This is a genomic window from Chitinophaga sp. NPDC101104 (assembly GCF_050277495.1).
Lineage (GTDB): Bacteria > Bacteroidota > Bacteroidia > Chitinophagales > Chitinophagaceae > Chitinophaga.
In genome coordinates, this window is record NZ_JBNNSF010000002.1 from 160,411 (window position 1) to 178,498 (window position 18,088).

The 18,088-nt window shown below is 54.3% G+C and carries 16 protein-coding genes; 12 read left to right on the forward strand and 4 right to left on the reverse strand.

The window, feature by feature from the left end; genetic code table 11:
- Positions 1-33: 33 nt before the first annotated feature.
- The 6 genes from hisIE to ACQKLP_RS19355 all read left to right on the forward strand — a co-directional run bounded on the left by hisIE (position 34) and on the right by ACQKLP_RS19355 (position 6,654).
- Positions 34-633 carry a bifunctional phosphoribosyl-AMP cyclohydrolase/phosphoribosyl-ATP diphosphatase HisIE gene (gene hisIE / locus ACQKLP_RS19330; RefSeq protein ID WP_427324504.1) on the forward strand — a complete coding sequence of 200 codons (600 nt, stop codon included), beginning with the start codon at positions 34-36 and terminating at the stop codon, positions 631-633.
- On the forward strand, positions 630-1,715 hold the full coding sequence (locus ACQKLP_RS19335; RefSeq protein ID WP_427324506.1) for a redoxin domain-containing protein: 1,086 nt from the start codon (positions 630-632) through the stop codon (positions 1,713-1,715). The genes hisIE and ACQKLP_RS19335 overlap by 4 nt, the downstream gene beginning before the upstream one ends.
- A gap of 73 nt (positions 1,716-1,788) precedes the next feature.
- Positions 1,789-2,940, forward strand: a complete 1,152-nt coding sequence (locus ACQKLP_RS19340) for a redoxin domain-containing protein (RefSeq protein WP_427324508.1) — start codon at positions 1,789-1,791, stop codon at positions 2,938-2,940.
- A gap of 120 nt (positions 2,941-3,060) precedes the next feature.
- Positions 3,061-4,200: a carboxypeptidase-like regulatory domain-containing protein gene (locus tag ACQKLP_RS19345; protein ID WP_427324510.1), complete on the forward strand. Its 1,140-nt coding sequence runs from the start codon at positions 3,061-3,063 to the stop codon at positions 4,198-4,200.
- A gap of 63 nt (positions 4,201-4,263) precedes the next feature.
- Positions 4,264-4,620, forward strand: coding sequence for a BlaI/MecI/CopY family transcriptional regulator (locus tag ACQKLP_RS19350; RefSeq protein WP_126246902.1), 357 nt, complete (start codon positions 4,264-4,266; stop codon positions 4,618-4,620).
- Between the two features lie 24 nt (positions 4,621-4,644).
- Positions 4,645-6,654 carry a T9SS type A sorting domain-containing protein gene (locus ACQKLP_RS19355; RefSeq protein WP_427324512.1) on the forward strand — a complete coding sequence of 670 codons (2,010 nt, stop codon included), beginning with the start codon at positions 4,645-4,647 and terminating at the stop codon, positions 6,652-6,654.
- 293 nt (positions 6,655-6,947) lie between these two features.
- Here the strand turns inward: ACQKLP_RS19355 and ACQKLP_RS19360 are convergent, their stop codons facing one another.
- Positions 6,948-7,994 (reverse strand): formylglycine-generating enzyme family protein, encoded by a 1,047-nt coding sequence (locus tag ACQKLP_RS19360; RefSeq protein WP_427324514.1) that lies wholly within the window; start codon positions 7,992-7,994, stop codon positions 6,948-6,950.
- 92 nt (positions 7,995-8,086) lie between these two features.
- Here ACQKLP_RS19360 and ACQKLP_RS19365 point away from each other — a divergent pair, with 92 nt between their 5' ends.
- The gene (locus tag ACQKLP_RS19365; RefSeq protein WP_427324516.1) at positions 8,087-9,451 is read left to right on the forward strand and encodes a GH1 family beta-glucosidase; all 1,365 of its coding nucleotides are present in this window, start codon (positions 8,087-8,089) and stop codon (positions 9,449-9,451) included.
- Positions 9,452-9,522: 71 nt separating this feature from the next.
- On the opposite strand, the gene ACQKLP_RS19370 is transcribed toward ACQKLP_RS19365, so the two are convergent.
- Complete coding sequence (locus ACQKLP_RS19370; RefSeq protein WP_427324518.1) at positions 9,523-10,749, reverse strand: hypothetical protein; 1,227 nt, start codon at positions 10,747-10,749, stop codon at positions 9,523-9,525.
- Positions 10,746-12,044, reverse strand: coding sequence for a DUF4270 family protein (locus tag ACQKLP_RS19375; protein WP_427324520.1), 1,299 nt, complete (start codon positions 12,042-12,044; stop codon positions 10,746-10,748). Before ACQKLP_RS19375 ends, ACQKLP_RS19370 begins: the two co-directional genes overlap by 4 nt.
- A 259-nt stretch (positions 12,045-12,303) precedes the next feature.
- Between ACQKLP_RS19375 and ACQKLP_RS19380 the strand changes: the two genes are divergently transcribed.
- From ACQKLP_RS19380 to ACQKLP_RS19400, 5 genes are all read left to right on the forward strand, one after another.
- A complete protein-coding gene (locus tag ACQKLP_RS19380) occupies positions 12,304-13,326 on the forward strand; it encodes a Kelch repeat-containing protein (RefSeq protein WP_427324521.1) in 1,023 nt (340 codons plus the stop codon).
- Positions 13,319-13,621 (forward strand): DUF4907 domain-containing protein, encoded by a 303-nt coding sequence (locus tag ACQKLP_RS19385; protein WP_427324522.1) that lies wholly within the window; start codon positions 13,319-13,321, stop codon positions 13,619-13,621. The genes ACQKLP_RS19380 and ACQKLP_RS19385 overlap by 8 nt, the downstream gene beginning before the upstream one ends.
- A gap of 85 nt (positions 13,622-13,706) precedes the next feature.
- Positions 13,707-14,981 (forward strand): sensor histidine kinase, encoded by a 1,275-nt coding sequence (locus ACQKLP_RS19390; protein WP_427324524.1) that lies wholly within the window; start codon positions 13,707-13,709, stop codon positions 14,979-14,981.
- Positions 14,956-15,648, forward strand: coding sequence for a LytR/AlgR family response regulator transcription factor (locus ACQKLP_RS19395; protein WP_427324526.1), 693 nt, complete (start codon positions 14,956-14,958; stop codon positions 15,646-15,648). Before ACQKLP_RS19390 ends, ACQKLP_RS19395 begins: the two co-directional genes overlap by 26 nt.
- 100 nt (positions 15,649-15,748) lie before the next feature.
- On the forward strand, positions 15,749-16,441 hold the full coding sequence (locus ACQKLP_RS19400; protein WP_427324528.1) for a DUF3800 domain-containing protein: 693 nt from the start codon (positions 15,749-15,751) through the stop codon (positions 16,439-16,441).
- A 444-nt stretch (positions 16,442-16,885) separates the two neighbouring features.
- Here the strand turns inward: ACQKLP_RS19400 and ACQKLP_RS19405 are convergent, their stop codons facing one another.
- Complete coding sequence (locus ACQKLP_RS19405; RefSeq protein WP_427324530.1) at positions 16,886-18,013, reverse strand: cysteine desulfurase family protein; 1,128 nt, start codon at positions 18,011-18,013, stop codon at positions 16,886-16,888.
- Positions 18,014-18,088: the final 75 nt, after the last annotated feature.

An 18,088-nucleotide genomic window follows, 5' to 3' on the forward strand; every position in this document is an offset into this window, starting at 1 on the left:
TAAATTTTTATTATTTTTAAACACGATTTACCCATGGAGGTGAATTTTTCGAAATCTCCCGACGGACTGGTTCCCGCCATCGTGCAGGACGCCATCACCCGGAAGGTGTTGATGCTCGGGTACATGAACCGCGAGGCGCTGGATAAAACGCTGGCCGACAAGAAAGTGACCTTTTTCAGCCGTTCCAAAAACCGGTTGTGGACGAAAGGCGAGGAAAGCGGGAATTTCCTGCACCTGGTGAGCGTGGCGGTGGATTGCGACCAGGACACGGTCCTCGTCAAAGCCAATCCCGTCGGGCCCGTTTGCCACACCGGCGCCGATACCTGCTGGAACGAAGCCAATGAAGACGACGGCCATTTCCTCAACCGGCTGGAACAGGTGATCCGCGACCGGAAGGAAAATCCCACGGAGAAATCCTACACGGCTTCGCTGTTCGCCAAAGGCATCAATAAAGTAGCACAGAAAGTAGGGGAAGAAGCGGTGGAACTGGTGATCGAGGCGAAAGACGATAACCGGGAGCTGTTCCTCGGCGAAGCGGCTGACCTGCTTTTCCACTACATGATCCTGCTGCAGGCCAAAGGTTTTACCCTCGAAGACGTAACTTCGATATTGAAAGAAAGACATAAAAAATGAAAAAGATCGTATTCCTGCTGTCGGTAACGGCGGCAACGGCGGCACAGGCGCAAATGAAAGTGAACGGGACGCTGAAAGGCGCACCGGGACAGAAGCTCTACTTCGTCAGCGAAGACGGCAACTGGGCCGATTCTACCGAGTTGAAGGCGGATGGTAAATTCGCATTCGTGACGAACGTGAAACCCGCTGCAGACGCCATGTACGCGTTGTTCCTGGCCGGGGTCGACTTTCCGTCGCTCCTCGTGAGCGATCAGCCGGAAATTACGATCGATCTGGACGCGAAGGATTTTCCTGTTGCGCAGTCCGTCAAAGCCGGCCAGCAAACCCGCTGGATGCAGGACTACCATAAAACCATGCGGCCCCTCCAGAACGAGGCGATCGCGCTGAACAACGAAGCCCGTTCCATCGGGCAGGACGAATCCGAAAAACAGGCAGCTTTCCGCGCGAAGGCCGATGCTTTCGATAAAAAACTGCAAAATACGGCCAGGCAGTTCATCAAGGAACGCCCGCAGGCGATGGCCAGCCTGTTCCTCCTGTACGGCGATCTACAGAGCCGGCTTCCCAAATCCGAATTCGCCGGCATTTTCGAGTCGCTCGATCCGAAAGTGAAAATGTCCAAACTGGGCAAAACCGTAGCCATGAGCCTCGCGTCTGAAGGGAAAACGTCCGGCCCGGTGGCGGCGCCCGATTTTTCGCAGGCCGATCCGGAAGGTAAAATGGTCAGCCTTTCCTCCTTCCGCGGGAAATATGTGCTGATCGATTTCTGGGCCAGCTGGTGCGGGCCTTGCCGCCAGGAGAACCCGAATGTGGTGGCGGCGTACAACAAATTCAAGAACAAGAACTTCACCGTTTTCGGCGTGAGCCTGGACAAGGAGAAATCCGACTGGCTGCGTGCGATCAAACAGGATAACCTCAGCTGGACGCAGGTTTCCGATCTGAAAGGCTGGGGCAACGAAGCGGCCGCCATGTACGGCGTACGCGGCATCCCCCAGAACTTCCTCCTCGACCCGCAGGGCAACATCATCGCCGCCAACCTGCGCGGACCGGCTTTGGAACAGAAGCTGGCGGAAGTCCTCAAGTGACCGCTTATCAAATTGGGCTTGCTTTTCGGGCCCGGATTGGAGAAATTTGCGGTAGAATCTAAACAGTCACATCATGAAGAATTGGATACTTGCAGCCATGCTTTTCAGCCCGGCGGCAATGTTGTTTGCACAGGATAAGCCCGACGAAAAGATCAAACTAATTCCGTTTACCGTTTCAGGCACAGTGGGAGAGCAGTCTTCCCCCACCAAATTTTACCTCCGGATGCGCATTGGCGGTCAGTTCGTGATCGACAGCGCCGTGGCCAACGATGGCAAATTTTCCTTTAAGGGAAAAATCCCCGAGCCGCAGCAGGCACAGCTTTTTTCCGTGATCCCCGTTTCGAAGGAAGCGCCGGGCGGCCGGAAGGAAGTGGCGTTGCTTTTCATCGGGAAAGGCACCACCCGCGTGCATGTTCCTGCTCCCGACCAGAAAGCGTCGGCAGACGGGACGGCCGTCCAGGATGCGTTCAATCAGCTCAACGACCTCACCCGCGCCGTGGATAAAGACATGGAAGCGGCGGAGAAAGAATACCGTAAAGCCTGGGAATCGAAGAACGATGCCAGGAAGCAAAAGGCCGAAACGCGCATCGAGCAGATCGACGCATCAAAAACGGCTATTATGCAGAAGTATTTGAAAGATAATCCCTCCAGCCCGATCGGGATGTTCGTGCTCAACCAGGTGGTGGGGTATGAGCTGGATGTGGACGTGGCGGAGCCGTTGTTTAAATCGTTGTCCAAAACCGTTCGCCGTTATCCTTCCGCCAAGGAATTTGCTTACCGGATAGAATTGGCGAAAAAGATCGCGATCGGCCAGCCGGCCATCGAGTTCACGCAGAACGACACTACCGGCGCGCCGGTGACCCTGGCATCTTTCCGGGGAAAATACGTGCTGGTGGACTTCTGGGCCAGCTGGTGCGGGCCTTGCCGGGCGGAGAATCCCAATGTGGTGAAGGCTTTCCAGCAGTATAAGGACAAAGGTTTCACGATCCTCGGCGTTTCGTTCGACGAGAAGCAGGACCGCTGGAAGCAGGCCATCCGTACCGATAACCTGACCTGGACGCATGTTTCCGACCTCAAGGGCTGGAAGAACGAAGTGGGTAAGCTGTATGGCATCCGCGCCATTCCGCAGAACCTGCTGATCGACCCGCAGGGCAAGATCATCGCGCGGAACCTCCGGGCGGAAGAGCTGGGCCGGAAGCTGGAAGAGTTGCTGCCTAAGGAATAAAATAGATATTAAAGGATATGAAAGGGTGACCGGTGAACGGCCGCCCTTTTTTTATGCCTTTCCTCAAAATAAATTTGGCGTTCTACGAATAATTCGTAGATTTACGATAGTATCGTAGTTATGAAGTTGTATTTCCTGCTGACCGCCTTTTTCTTACTGATTGCCAACGTATATGCGCAAACGGTGGTGACGTTGCGGGGGACGGTGAAAGACGCCGGTGGGAAGCCGCTTCCATTCGCCAGTGTGTTCCTGAACCAGACAACGATGGGAGCGAGAACGACGGAGTCGGGCAATTACGAGATCGGCGGGGTACCATCGGGGCGATATGAAGTGATCGCATCGTATTTAGGGTATGAGCCGCAGATCTTGCCCCTGGAGCTGGTGGAGAACAGGACGCTGGACATTGTGCTGAAGGAGAAGCCGGGCGTGTTGAAAGAGTTGGTGGTGCGGCCGGACAAGGACCGGGAGTACTATATGCAGCTGTTCAAAAAGGTATTTATCGGTGAAGGGGCGGCAGCGCAGCAATGTAAACTGCTCAACCCGGACCGGGTGGAGTTTGAATATGACCGGGGCACGATGGAACTGAAGGCGAAGGCCGATGATTTCCTGGAAGTATCGAACCCCTCGTTAGGATATCACATCCGTTTTTTGTTGATCCATTTTGAGCATAGTCCAGGTACGGGTTATTCGATGTATTATGGTAATCCGTTGTTCGAGCCAATGAAGCCGCGCAGCAAGGCGCAGCAGAAGCGGTGGGAGAAGAACCGGGAAAAGGCATACCGTGGGTCGGCGCTGCATTTTTGCCGTAGCCTGATCGCGGGGAGTTACCGGGACGAGGGTTTTACGATGCGGAAGCTGGTGCGCAGGCAGAAGGAGCAGGGGCAGGTGGTACAGGCGCCGCCGGATTCGGTGGCGGGGATCATGCGAAGCCCGATGTTCTCGCGGTCTGTGAGTTACCTGGGGAGGAAGGAGTTGCCGGTAGACAGTGTGTTGCAGAAAAGCGGGCGGGATTATGTGCTGCGGTTCAGCGATCATTTGTATGTTGTTTACGGGAAGGAAAAGGAAGAAAGGCTATATATCGAAAAGTACCTCCGCAGTAACGATAAGCCCGGGCCGCAGGTGTCCATCATGAAATTGCTGGCGCCGGAAGTGCGGATGGACGGGAACGGCAACCTGGAAGCGCCCATGGACGTGATATTCGAAAATTATTGGGCCTGGGAAAAACTGGCGGTGATGCTGCCGCTGGATTACCGGCTTTGAAATCTCATCATAGCGACGCCGAAGTCAAAGAAGCAAATGAGCGTCGCGCCAAATGGAAAATGTATGGATAAACTGACTAAACAGGAAGAAGCCGCGATGCAGGCGATCTGGAAAGCGGGGAAGGGTTTCGTGAAGGATTTCCTGGAATCGCATGCGGATCCCATTCCGCCTTACACCACGCTGGCATCCACGATCAAGAACCTGGAAAAGAAAGGGTTCGTGGAGGCGAAGAAGATCGGTAACGTGTATGAATATGCTCCCGCCATCGCGGAAGACGAATACGCGAAGAAATTTATGAACAGTTTCGTGAAAGACTATTTCGAGAATTCCTATAAAGATCTCGTAACGTTTTTCGCGAAAGATAAAAAGATCAGTCCGGACGATCTGAAGGAGATCATCCGCATGATCGAATCGAAATAATTGCAGTACCTATAAACCGCTAGCATGTCGGCTCTATTTATTTATCTGCTCAAAGCCAATATCGCGCTTTGTTTGTTCTACCTGGCGTACCGGCTGGGGTTGCGGAGGATGACGTTTTACACGCTGAACCGCTTTTTCCTCCTGGGAGGTATCGCCTTTTCGTCGATGTTCCCGCTGGTAGACGTCAACGATTTCTTTTCGCGGAATGTGACCCTCGCGGCGCAGGTGACTTATCATGTGCCCGACTGGACTACCCTGCAAAAGGTGGAATCCTTCACGGTGTGGACTTTGCTGGAATATACTTTCTGGGCGGGCGTGGCCGTGATGGCTTTCAGGCTCCTGGTGCAGATGGGGTCGTTGCTGGTGTTGCACCTTCGTACGGAGCCGGACCGGTTGTTCGGCCAGGAAGTGCGCAGGATGAAGGGCTCAGTGACGCCGTTTTCCTTCTTCCGCAAGATCTACGTGAATCCCGAATTGCATACGGAAACCGAATTGTTCTCGATCGTAAAGCATGAACAGGTGCATGTGAAGGAGTGGCATACAGCCGATATCTTGATGGGCGAGGTCAATAATGTTTTTTACTGGTTCAATCCGGGCGCCTGGCTGATGAAGAGCGCGATCCGCGAGAACCTGGAGTTCCTGGCAGACAGGGCGATCCTCCGCAGCGGTATCAACCGGAAAGAGTATCAGTATAGTCTTATACAGGTGAACGCATCGCAGTACGCGGCCGGTATCACCAACAGTTTCAATTTATCCCACATTAAAAACCGCATTTTTATGATGAACAAATCCCGTACCTCCGGCATCCAGCTTTACCGCTACGGCGTGTTGGGCTGCATCGTGTGCGGAGCGCTGCTGACGCTTAACTATACCAAAGCCGGCGCCGTAGTGCATGATGCCTTCCAGGAAGTGAAAACGGCGCTTGTTCCCGGCGCGGCAGAGAAAGACGATGTAGTTTCGGCTGTTAGTGCAGGAGACACGTATAAAACTATTAATGGCAATTTCGGGACTGCGGCCGATAATAGCATCACCGTGAAAGGCAAATCCATAAAAGACACGGTTGCTCCCCGCACGGGCCGGGTAGTTGAGCGGCCTAAACTTGCAGGCACCGAAACCGGTGTACAAGTGCGGCCAAACGTCCTGGAAGGCAAGCCCGCATCCGGTAAGAACGTTAATGGAGTACTGATCATCGGCCCTCCGGGCGATGGGAAAGAGCCGCTCATCGTAGTGGACGGTGTGCCCCAAAAATCCGATGCGTCCGGGAATCCGCTGAAAAGTATCGATGCTAATAATATCGAATCTGTCACCGTGCTCAAAGATGCCGCAGCATCGGCTATTTATGGACCCGCCGGCAAAGAAGGCGTAATTATCATCACCACCAAGCAACCCCGTAGCATTAAAGGCAGGCCTTTGTCTACCACCGTTCCTAAAAGTGAATTTGACGAAGTGCGTGAAGAAAGAGTGTGGGTCGACTCCGTAACCGGAAAAAGGAATACCGTCATTACGGTAACGGGCACCCGCCGCCCACAAGCCATGGTATCGAAAACAGATGCTGCGCAGACGGTAAAAGAAGTTCCGGAAATAACAGTTAACGGCTATTTACTTGCCGTTTCTCCAGACAGCAGCGACCGCCGCAGGCGGACCGTAGCAGCCATGCGGGCGTTGGAACAAAAGAATGACCCGAATAATCGGATCCGCAGCGGCAACGTCAAAGACAGTGTTTATAGGCTTGTCTTAGACACGTATTCAAAGGGGGTGACTAGCGCGGTACCTGCCGCAGCATCCATTCAAACCGAGCATTACCCGAACCCGACAGACGGTATCGTAACTTTCGCCTACAGCCTCAGCAAGCCAGGCAAAGGTAATATCCGGGTGACCGACATCAACGGCCGCGAAATCTACCGCAAATCCATCGACGGTTTGAGCGGCAGTCAGAAAGAACAGATCAACCTTTCAGGCAAACCCGCTGGTACCTACATCATAACGCTGACACACGATCGCGCTACCATGACATCCCGTATCGTGAAACAATAAAAAAAGCAAGCTTCCGGTTAGCCGGAAGCCTGCTTTTGCATATCTGACAGAAGGCAGCCTGCGGGCTGCTTTTTTTATTGAAGTCGTGTATTCCCAAACGTCTTCATGGATTCTGAAGTAGTACATTCCCAAACGCCTTCATGGAATCTGAAGTCGTGTATTCCCAAACGCCTTCATGGATACTGAAGTAATACATTCCCAAACGCCTTCATGGAATCTGAAGTCGTGTATTCTCCAACGCCTTTATGGATGCAGGTTTACGTTAATGCCTTTATCCCAATATCAACGCTACTTCACCTGATACTCCGTGCACAACGGAACCCCAAATTCTCGAGGCCCGACGATGGCGTGGTTTTCATTCGGGCGGTAACCCGGTAACCGCGGCAATATTCATCGCTGCACATGAAAGACCCTCCGCGGATCACGCGCTTCGGGTTGGCCGGATCGTCGGGATCATGGGGAGCATTGGCGCCCATTGGATTGTGCGTTTCGGCAGGCTCGGACGCGTAATGGCGCGCATCGTACCAGTCGGCCGTCCATTCCCAAACGTTGCCGGACATGTCAAACAGCTGATAGCCATTGGCCTGAAACGATTTGACGGGAGAAGTCCCGTAGAATCCATCGGTTTCGGTGTTCTCGTACGGAAAATGTCCGTTCCAGATGTTGGCTTTGGGTTTGCCGGTCTGGGGAGCTTCCGTCCCCCAGGGATAAGGAGCCCCGCTCTTGCCGCCGCGTGCCGCATATTCCCATTCGGCCTCCGTCGGGAGCCGCTTGCCCGCCCATTTGGCGTATGCCTGCGCATCGTCCCACGAGACATGTACCACCGGATGGTTCTCCAGTCCCTTGATGTCACTACCTGGTCCCTTGGGATGCTTCCAATCTGCATAATGCTCAAAGCTCCACCATTGCGTCACGTCGCGGAGGTCTACGGGCCCTTTCGTGGGCACGAAAACGAGCGAGCCGGGGAGCAGCATGGTACTGTCCGGCTCTTCGGCGCCGGGAGGCAGCGAAGCCATGAGCTCCTCTTTGGAAATTGGTCGCTCGGCGACGGTCACATACCCGGTGGCTGCCACGAATGCCGCGAATTCCGCATTGGTGACTTCGTGGGCGTCCAGGTAAAAGGAATCGAGCGTAACGGTGTGCGCGGGATATTCGTCGGGCATGCCGCTGTCGTCGTCGGCCCCCATCCGGAACGTTCCACCGGGGATCAGTACCATGGGATTGAGTTTGTCTACGGCAGGTGGCACTGCGGCCCGGCCCGGCTGTTTGGCCACGGGCTGCTGGCAGGCGGCCAGCATGGCGCACAGAACAATGATGGTTGATGATTGATTCCGGATCATAATGGCTACAAAATTAGGCATCTGCATTGTTAAATTGTTAATTTCCTTTGCCGGCCGATCCGAAGGGTGTTTATCCGTAACTTGTATCCGATATGGCTATTACGCGCGCTGATTTCGGGCCGGATTTCCGGTGGGGCGTCGTGATCTCGGCCTTCCAGAACGAGGGTGCTCATGATGCCGACGGCAAGGGCCCCAGCATCTGGGACGCTTTTACGGAAAGGCGCGGCAAGATCAAAGACCGCAGCCACGCCCGCACTACGGCCGATTTTTACAACCGCTATCTCGACGATATCCTGCTGGCCCGGAGCCTCGGCTTCGGGGTTTTCCGCTTTTCCCTTTCCTGGCCCCGCATCATGCCCGAAGGCACCGGCGCCCTCAATCCCGCGGGCATCGCTTTCTACCATCGTGTCATCGACGCCGTGCTGGCCGCCGGCATGGAACCTTACGTAACGCTCTACCATTGGGATTTGCCGCTCGCCCTCGAGAAAAAAGGCGGATGGTGCCACCGGGGGACGGTCCACGCGTTCGAATCGTACGCTACCGCCTGCGGCCGGGAGTTCGGGAGCAAGGTGCGCAACTGGATCGTGCTCAACGAGCCCTTCGGCTTCACCTCGCTGGGTTATATGCTGGGCGTGCACGCGCCGGGAAAGTTCGGATTGTCGTATTTCCTGCCGGCCGTTCACCATGTGGCGATGGCCCAGGCGGTAGGCGGGAGGGCCCTCCGCGCGGAGGTGCCCGGCGCGCGCATCGGCGTCGCCTATTCCTGCTCGCAGATCATCCCCTTCACCGAAAACGAAAACGATCGCGCCGCCGCCTTCCGCATCAACGCGCTCTTCAACCGGCTTTTTATAGAGCCCGCACTGGGAATGGGGTATCCCGACGGCGATTTCCCACTGCTGGCGCGTATCGCAAGGCGCTACGCACTTTGGCGCGATTGGGACCAGCTGCCCTTCGATTTCGATTTCATCGGCATACAAAATTATTTCCCGCTCGTAGTCCGCTACAATCCCTTCATGCCCTACCTCAACGCGTCGGAAGTAAAAGCCCGTTACCGGAAAGTGCCGACCACGGCGCTGGGATGGGAAATCAGCGGAAACGGCCTGTACAGCATCCTGCAGCAGTTCGCCGCCTATCCCGGCGTAAAAGAGATCATGATCACCGAAGGCGGCGCCGCATTCGCCGATGTTGCCGAAAACGGGAAGGTCCACGATCCGGAACGCATCGCTTATTATAAAGAGTACCTGCGCGCGGCACTGCTGGCCAAGCAGTCGGGCGTACCGCTCACAGGGTATTTCGCGTGGACGCTGACCGATAATTTCGAATGGGCGGAAGGGTACAATGCCCGGTTCGGGCTCGTTCATGTGGATTTCGAAACCCAGCGGCGGACGATCAAATCTTCCGGCCGGTGGTTCGCGGAGCTGTTGGGGAATGGGGAACGGTCCCCCGGCGGGCAATAGCAAACCGGTTTTTTGGGGTTCGCCGTATAAAGGTTTAAAGAGTGGTTTGACTGATTACCCGCCGGGACCGATTACATTTCTTTTCGTTTATAGAACCAGTTGTCGCGCAAAGAAAGATGCAACACAACGTTCAGATAATTTTCCTGCACCAGCCCTTTGGCCGAAACCCCGCGCTGGCCGCCTTCGAGGCCCAGATAATATCGCAGGTGCCCCGTTCTGCTGGGCAGCGAAAGCCCTGCGGAAACGCTGAAATCCTCCAGCGGCTGGTTCTTCACGGAAATATAGTTTTTATGGAACGCCGCACCGAGCTGGATCACGGCGCCTTCCGCTTCCCGCCCGTAAAAATCCAGCCGCTTGAAGGTATACTCCAATCCGCCGGCATACCGCTCCGAATTTTTGTATTGGAAATTGGTAGTGCTTTTATTCAGGCCTTCCCAGTTTTGCCGTTTGTAATCCGCCAGCCAGGTGATGTTCCCGCTGGTTGCCGTGAGCCCGAACCCGAGCTGCTCGGGCAGTTTGTAGGATGCCGCCACGCTTTTGTCCTGGTACAGAATGGTTTCGTCTGCCGCGCGGATGGAAAGCGTTCCGCTGCCGTTGAGCGTGGTGCCGAAGCGATAGGTGGCGCCCGCCCCGATCGTCCATTCGCCGATGCGGCCCTGGTATTGCAATCCGGCAGTGAAGTTCAGGTTGCGGTAGTACACGTCCTGCGAAGTATGCACTTCGTCGTTCGCCAGACTGTCTATGGTCTTGACGGGACCGAATATGACGGCGGAAGAACCCCCCGCGCTGAAGTTTTTCGTGATCCGCACGGAGTTACTGATATAAAACCGGTTCAATCCGCCGCTGCCGTCGATCGCGTTCCGCACGTTTTCGGAAGTTCCTTCGATAGGCGTGGTATTGAGCAGTTTGTAATCGATCCGGCTGTAAGGCATCAGCCCCGCGCTGATCCCCCAGCGTTCGTGCGCCTTGAATCCGATGGCGAAACGCTTGAACCCAATGTCGCCGGCCGATTGCGTATTGCCGGCGGTTTGATAGCTGACGGATTTACCCGCCATGCTCGCTTCGAAATAAAACATCTGCATGGGCAAAGCACTGTACGACGCGGGATTCTGCTCGTTGAGGAACTGGCCGGACGGCCGCGCGATGCCGGCGCTTCCTACGCCGAAGTTACGGCTGTAGTCGCGCTCGTCCAGGTCGCCGATGCCGAATGCGGAATACAGGGAATTGACGCCCTTCTGTGCAACGGCGCTGCCACTCAAGAACAATACAAAACCGGCGGTGATATAAAAACGCATCATTTGTACAAGAGATAATAAATCTTCAAATAAGCCCGGTATCCTTCATGTTTGGCATCTCCCAGCACCAGGCGGTTCAGCTGCGAGTAATAATCGCCGGAAGAGGGGATCGCCAGGAGCCCCTGGTAGTTGGCGTCTCCGCCGGTTGCAATGGCCGCGCAATACGTGGTCACATCGTAGGTGTATTTCGTGTTTTCGGGATACAGCAGGTCGGTCACCAGGTTGCCGTATTGATAACCCGAAACGGTCGACAGCGTATCGGTCACCACCTGGTCTTTGGTGACGGTACACAGCGTGATCCGCGGCGGGAGGGCGTACTGCGGATAAGTGCCGCTGATGGGCCGCAGCTCCAGCGTCGCCTGCATGACCTTCCCATATTTGCCTAACAACGGTAGCCCCGTGAGCGATGGGAAATCGAGCCGCGTCACCAGGCCCGACAGCGATTGCACCCAGGTGCGGTTCCCGGCGTCGCTGCTCAGGAGGCCCGCCGGCCCGGGAATCAAACTGGCCAGCGGGGTGTTGCTCCTGTCAACATGCACTTCGTTGAATTGCAGTTCCGGATTGCCGATCGGAAAATCAATGATATACTTTTCGATTTCGGTCGTGGAGATGTGATAATGCAGCCGCATCACCACCGCACTGTCTGCCGCGGGAACGCGGAACACCGCCGAGCCGCGCGAAGCGCGCAATTGTAGGCCTTTCATGTAATCGAGGAAAAGCACGTCGGTGGAAACGTCTTCTGATTTGGTGCGGACCTTTTCCATCAACGCCCGCCCGAAATCATCGCGGAGGCGCAGCTGGATGGAATCGCCGCGGCGGGGAAGGATGGGAAAACTCTCCCGGGTGAGCGGCGTGGCGGCATGGGGGAATATATTATGTGTGTAGAATCGGGTCTGATCATCGTCCAGCTCCAGCGGCCGCGCCAATTGGTAAACGCTCCATTCCTGGTCGGGCAGGGTATCGCCATAGGAATAAGCGTCGGGCCGGAAGATGATTTCGATGGAATCGTAAACAGCCCGTTCGTCCAGCTCCGGAAATGAATAGGGCCGTGCCACGCGGAAGTTGGCTGCTACATCGATACGGCCTGTTTCGGGATCGGAATATCCGCCTACCACCAGGTATCCCGTGCCGGAAGAGGGGACGGAATCGAGCTGGATGGTGCGCATCCCGATGCCGATCGTATCTATGAGCGAGTAATGGACGTTGCCGCCGGGGGCTGCATCCTCGTATTCGAACCCGTTTTTGTCACAAGCCGCCAGACCGGTGAGCGCGGCCATCGCCAGAAGTTTCCATTTCATATCGCCGCAATGATAAAAGACGGAGGCGCACGCGGAAGACGGGAATATGCGGCCCGGGGTTTTTTGTCGATCATTCCCCGGAATTATCCGTCCAACGCCTGAAACCAGCCGGGAAAGGGCGTTTTGGGGCTGAACGACAAAAGCGGCTGACTGGCAGATGAAAACACGGGATTGGTCATGCCCCACGGCGGTTCCGTCTATTTTAAAGTACCTGTAACAGTTCGCCGGATAATTTTGACCGGGTTAAAACACTATTTCTATGCAGAAAGGAAAATTATTAGGATGGATGCTGGCGGCGGTACTTTTGTCGGCATGTAAAAAAAGTGACGATACGGAAGACGAGAACAACGGTAACTGGAAGGAGCTCCCGGAGATGTCGGCCTCGCCCCGTTCCGAAGCCGTGGCATTCGTTATCGGCGATACGGCGTACGTGGGCACGGGGTTCGACGGCGAAAAGCAATTGCGTGATTTCTGGAAATACAATCCCGCCAACGGCTGGAGCCAGTCGGCGAGCCTTCCGGCAGCAGCGGCCGCACGCAGCAGCGCCACTGCTTTCGTCATAGATAAGAACGCGTTTGTGGGCACGGGGTTCGACGGCAAAGTGCGCCTCAACGATTTCTGGAGCTACCATCCCGACAAAGGCTACTGGGAAAAGAAAGCGCCGCTCGTTGGGCCAGACCCTTCCATCAACCTCGCCCGCCGCGACGCGGTCAGCTTCACCATCAACGGAAAAGGGTACGTGGCCACGGGGAGCGATGGCAGCGGTACGAAAGACGTCTGGATGTACGATCCGCTGGCCGATAAATGGACGGCACGGCAAAGTTTCGGCGGCAGCAAACGCACCGAAGCCGTGGCTTTCGTGCTCGGCAAAAACGCCTACATCGTAACCGGGACCAACAACAGCGAACTGAAAAACGACCTGTGGATGTACGACGCCGATTCCGACAACTGGACACAGAAGAATAAAATCGCCAATGTTTCCGACGACTCGTTCGACGACGATTACAACATCGTGACCACCCAGGCCGTGGCCTTCACCGTCAACAACAAAGCCTATGTGGTAACCGGTACCGGTAACGGCGTCAGCAAAGCCACCTGGGAATACGACGGCGTGTCCGACCGTTGGACGCAGGTGCGCGATTTCGAAGGCGCCGCCCGTTACGGTGCCGTGTCTTTCGTACTGGGAGGCAAGGGCCACGTGGCTTCCGGCAGAACGGGCAGTCTCCAGCTCGACGATATCTATCTCTTCGAACCGAACGCTACCTACAACGAAAATGACTAGGCAGTCCATCGCAACACTGCTCGCACTGGCCGCGGCCGGCTCCCTGTTTTCGTGCAGGGAGCGGCCGTACCGGTTGGTGACGGAGCCATCGAAAGAAGGGTGGGCATACCGCATTACCTATCGCGGCCGCCCCATGATCTACCAGGCGCATATTCCCGCGGTACCGGGTTTTCACCCGTTCCGCTCACAGGCAGACGCACGCCGGACAGGCACCCTCGTGCTGCGCAAACTCGAAAGCGGCGCCATGCCCGCACTCAGCGTGGAGGAGATCGACAGTTTACAGATCACAAGGTAATTTTAACACTTGGTTAAGAACCCGGGAACCTGTTTTAACACTTGGTTAAGACTATTGTGCCGTAAGTTTACGCCGCATCACACCTATGGTATTCTGGAGGAAAATATTCGGTAACCGGCTCGTCGTAATTAGTTTGCATATCGCGGTTTGGGTGTTGCTGTTCCTCTTCCCGTTTTTTGTATATCGGATCCGTGTAGACGATCATTTGTTTTATTGGAAGGAAGGGGTGAACACGCTGTTCATCGTTGGACTGTTCTATCTGAATTATTACGTATTGATCCCCCGTTTCTTCACGCGCAGGCGCATCGGCATTTACATCGGACTGGTGTTGCTGGCGCTGGCGGGGATCGGGTTGCAGCAGGTGCTGGTGGAATATACGTTCCTCCGGCAGCTGGGTTTGCGCGACGGGCGGCCGTTCGTTATATCCGGAAGGTTTGGCGGGGGAGGCGTGTTTGCGGTGCAGGCGCGGCCTGCGGTGGCCTGGGCGGATGCTGCGGGGCCGGGGCATACGGTGCAGTTCGGGCATGATTCGGCCGCGGCGTTTTCTAAAACGGTTTTCGTGGGCGGCAATTCGATGCCGCCGGCGCCTGTTTTCCGCAGGGGATTGCGCGACCGGGGGATTTCCGGGATGTTCCTTTTCCCCGACATCTTCCGCAAATCGGCCACGTTTACCTTGCTGGTGCTGTTTATCGGCGGGTTCATCAAAGTGGCGATGGAATGGTTCAAGAGCGAGCAGCAGAAGGAAGCCCTGAAAGTGGCGAACCTCAATGCAGAATTACGTTTCCTGCGATCGCAGATCAATCCGCATTTTCTGTTCAATAGTCTGAATACGGTATATTCCCTCGCGCACCGGCAAAGCCCGGAAACGGAGCATGCGCTGGTGAAGCTGTCGAATATATTGCGTTACATGATTTACCAGAGTAACGAAGACCAGGTGCTCCTGGCCAACGAGATCCGCTACCTGGAAGATTTTATCGACATGCAGCGCCTTCGCCTGGCGAAAAGCATTCCCGTCGAAATGAGCGTTTCCGGCGATCCGGCGGGACTGCGCATTGCGCCGATGCTGCTGATCCCGTTCGTGGAGAATGCGTTCAAGCATGGCGTGAGTTATGAAGAGCCCGCATGGATCAGCGTGGGGCTGGATATTTCGGAAGGGGGGCAGTTGCGGCTGACGGTGCGGAACCGGTTGCTGGAGCGGCGCATGGCGGAAAAGGGGGGCGTGGGATTGGGGAATACGCTCAAGCGCCTCGAACTGATGTACAAAGATGCACACGAGATCACAATCAGAGAGCAGGGAGACGAATTTATTGCAGACTTAAAAATCGCTTTGAAACATGATGAAGTGCATTGCGTTGGATGACGAGCCGCTGGCTTTGGAGATCATCGCGGATTTCGCGGCCAAGGCGCCTTTCCAGATGGAGTTGACGGCGTTTACGAATGCCTCCCGGGCGCTGGTTTTTTTGCAGCAGGAGCCGGTGGACCTGATTTTCCTGGACATCAAGATGCCCGACATCACGGGGATCCAGTTCATTAAATCGCTGAAACGGCCGCCTATGGTAATTTTTACCACCGCTTACGAGGAATATGCGCTGGACGGGTACAACCTGGATGTGGTGGATTATCTGCTTAAGCCCATTCCTTTCGAGCGTTTTATCAAAGCGGTCACCAAGGCGCAGGAGTACCGTTCCATCGCATCGCCCCGCCCGCCGGAAACGGACTACATTTTCGTGAAAACGGAGTACCGCATCATCAAAGTGAACCTCGAAGACATCCTCTACATCGAAGCCCTTAAAGATTACATCAAAATATACACGGGCAGCCAGCCCATTCTCACGCTGAAAAGCCTGAAATCTTTCGAGTCGCGTTTGCCGAAAGACAAGTTTATGCGCGTGCACCGTTCCTACCTCGTGGCGATGAACAAAATCAATTCCGTGGAGCGCAACACGGTGATGATCGCCAATCAGTCCATCCCCATCAGCGAAGGCTACCGCGACAAATTTTACGACGTGATTACACGGCATTCATAAATGTAAAAGGTATTAATACCCGCACTCAAGAATAGATAAACTGAACAAGCAATCGCGTCAGTTTAATGCCTACTTTATTTCCCTAATTGGAAAACCAAATATGGAAACAGCAGGAGTTAAGTTGCGGAAGAAGTTTTATTTTATTGATGAAACTGGCGACCCGAATTTTTATGATAAAAGGGGGCTTCCGTTAGAGCACTCAAAAGATTATCAGCCATACTTCATTTTGGGAATGGTAGAAACTTTTGATCGTAAAGCACTGCGCGACGTTGTAATGCAATTTACTAGCAGGATGAAGAGTGATGTACTGTATAATTCTATTCCGTCAATTGCAGATAATAAAGACTGGTTTGTGCATGCAAGACAAGACCATCCCGAAGTAAGGATTAACTTTATCGAACTAATGCGGAGCCTGACCGGAATAGATGCGCACGTTTCGGTTATTCGAAAAGAATTGAATGCATTTAGGGAAAAGCATGATAACAAGCGCTCTTCGTTCTATATAGATTGTCTGCGGCGATTGCTCATGAACAAGCAGTTTGAAAAAGATATTGAGCATTGCATTTATTTGTCTCAATATGGAAGTTTTCAGGCTCCTTTTTTCGAGGAAGCGTTAGCTCCGCTAAGGGCCGGCGGAATTCAAATCAAATTAAGTGTGGTTAATAGCAGATTGATGCCTGAGTTAAGTATTGTAGATTATTTGTTGTGGATGGTGCAACGTAAGTTGTTGAAGGGCGAATCCCGCTTTTTTAATGCACTTCGGGATAAATTCAAAGTAATAGAAGGAATTTAGGATAAAAAAAATAGCTAAGAACATTCAACCCCCGTGTCGTTTTTTAGACAGCCCCCTTCATGAGAAGAGTTATGCAAGTTGAAATTCTTAGCTAATCCGAAGAACAAAATCTTCGCCGACCAAGCTAGAAGACTCGCATTCAACCCCCGTACCTATTTCAGGCAACCCCCTTCATGAGAAGAGTTATGCAAGTGAAGGGCCTTCTAACTGCTTCAATGTGCCAGGAAAATCTCTCAACCCCCGTGCCTTTTTCAGGTAACCCCCATACGTGATGAGTTATACAAGTTGAACTACTTTCCTAGATTCATTCAAAAATAAATCAATAATCAACATCAAAATTATTTCACTCAAAATATTGAAATGAAAATTCTCACACTCATTGCACAAAAAAATCCGGCAGGAAAATTCCGCCGGATTTTTTCACGATATCAAAATGTTGAAGTCTTAGATGAGTTCTTTCAGCTTCGCTACTACGGCGTCTACTTCTGCTTTCGTATTGGTATGCGCGAAGGAGAAGCGTACGGCGATGCGGTTGGGATCGCTGCTGAGGGAGCGGATCACATGCGAGCCCGCATCTGCACCGGAAGTGCAGGCGCTGCCACCGGAGGCGCAGATGCCGTTGATGTCGAGGTTGAAGAGAAGCATCTCGCTTTTTTCCGTTTTCGGGAAGGAAACGTTCAGTACGGTGTAGAGGCTGCGGCCATACAGATCGCCGTTGAAGCTCACATCCGGGATGTGTTGCTCCAGCTGTTGGGCCATATACATCCGGAGATCGTTGATGTAACCGCTGTGCGCTTCGTGATTGGCCGTCGCTATTTCCAGTGCTTTGGCGAAGCCTACGATGCCGTAAAGGTTCTCGGTGCCGGCGCGCATGTTGCGCTCCTGCGAGCCGCCCATGAGGTAGGGCTGGATCTTCACGTTCTCATTGATGTACAGGATGCCCACGCCTTTGGGGCCATGGAACTTGTGGCCGGCGCCATTGATGAAATGTACCGGCGTATTGCGCAGGTCGAAGGGATAATGGCCCACGGTCTGCACCGTATCGGAATGGAAAATGGCGTCGAATTCCTTGCAGAGGTTGCCCACGGCATGGATATCGAGCAGATTGCCGATCTCGTTGTTGGCATGCATGAGGCTCACCAGCGTCCGTTCCTTGCTTTCGGCCAGGAGACGGCGCAGGTCTTCCAGGTCCACATGCCCGTTCGGCAACAGTTTCACCCAGGAAAGGCGCACCTCGTCGCGGCAATAGACATGCTCAACGGTGTGGAGGGTGGCGTGGTGTTCGATGGGGGAGCTGATGATATGTCGGCATCCCAGGTCGCGGATGGCCGCATTAACGGCCGTATTGGTGCTTTCGGTACCGCCCGAGGTAAAGAAGATCTCACCGGGATGGGCGTTGAGGATCTTTGCGACGGATTTCCGCGCATTTTCGATGCCCAGCCGCGATTCGCGGCCGTATGAATAAATGGAGGACGGATTGCCGAACTTTTCTGTCATATACGGCAGCATGGTGTCAAGAACTGCCGGGTCGAGTGCCGTGGTGGCGGCATTGTCGAAATAAATTCTTTCCAAGGTCGTGCGGGTTTGGTGGTTTTTGATTAAAAAAGTGCCACAAAATTAAGGAATTGCCGACAAAGAAAAACGGAT

Bases quoted from the DNA above. Each gene is read 5' to 3' on its own strand.
- ACQKLP_RS19335 (WP_427324506.1), top strand. From the start codon at position 630: ATGAAAAAGATCGTATTCCTGCTGTCGGTAACGGCGGCAACGGCGGCA.
- ACQKLP_RS19365 (WP_427324516.1), top strand. From the start codon at position 8,087: ATGGCTATTACGCGCGCTGATTTCGGGCCGGATTTCCGGTGGGGCGTC.
- hisIE (WP_427324504.1), top strand. From the start codon at position 34: ATGGAGGTGAATTTTTCGAAATCTCCCGACGGACTGGTTCCCGCCATC.
- ACQKLP_RS19350 (WP_126246902.1), top strand. From the start codon at position 4,264: ATGGATAAACTGACTAAACAGGAAGAAGCCGCGATGCAGGCGATCTGG.
- ACQKLP_RS19340 (WP_427324508.1), top strand. From the start codon at position 1,789: ATGAAGAATTGGATACTTGCAGCCATGCTTTTCAGCCCGGCGGCAATG.
- ACQKLP_RS19360 (WP_427324514.1), bottom strand. From the start codon at position 7,994: ATGATCCGGAATCAATCATCAACCATCATTGTTCTGTGCGCCATGCTG.
- ACQKLP_RS19375 (WP_427324520.1), bottom strand. From the start codon at position 12,044: ATGAAATGGAAACTTCTGGCGATGGCCGCGCTCACCGGTCTGGCGGCT.
- ACQKLP_RS19390 (WP_427324524.1), top strand. From the start codon at position 13,707: ATGGTATTCTGGAGGAAAATATTCGGTAACCGGCTCGTCGTAATTAGT.
- ACQKLP_RS19355 (WP_427324512.1), top strand. From the start codon at position 4,645: ATGTCGGCTCTATTTATTTATCTGCTCAAAGCCAATATCGCGCTTTGT.
- ACQKLP_RS19385 (WP_427324522.1), top strand. From the start codon at position 13,319: ATGACTAGGCAGTCCATCGCAACACTGCTCGCACTGGCCGCGGCCGGC.
- ACQKLP_RS19400 (WP_427324528.1), top strand. From the start codon at position 15,749: ATGGAAACAGCAGGAGTTAAGTTGCGGAAGAAGTTTTATTTTATTGAT.
- ACQKLP_RS19370 (WP_427324518.1), bottom strand. From the start codon at position 10,749: ATGATGCGTTTTTATATCACCGCCGGTTTTGTATTGTTCTTGAGTGGC.
- ACQKLP_RS19345 (WP_427324510.1), top strand. From the start codon at position 3,061: ATGAAGTTGTATTTCCTGCTGACCGCCTTTTTCTTACTGATTGCCAAC.
- ACQKLP_RS19395 (WP_427324526.1), top strand. From the start codon at position 14,956: ATGATGAAGTGCATTGCGTTGGATGACGAGCCGCTGGCTTTGGAGATC.
- ACQKLP_RS19380 (WP_427324521.1), top strand. From the start codon at position 12,304: ATGCAGAAAGGAAAATTATTAGGATGGATGCTGGCGGCGGTACTTTTG.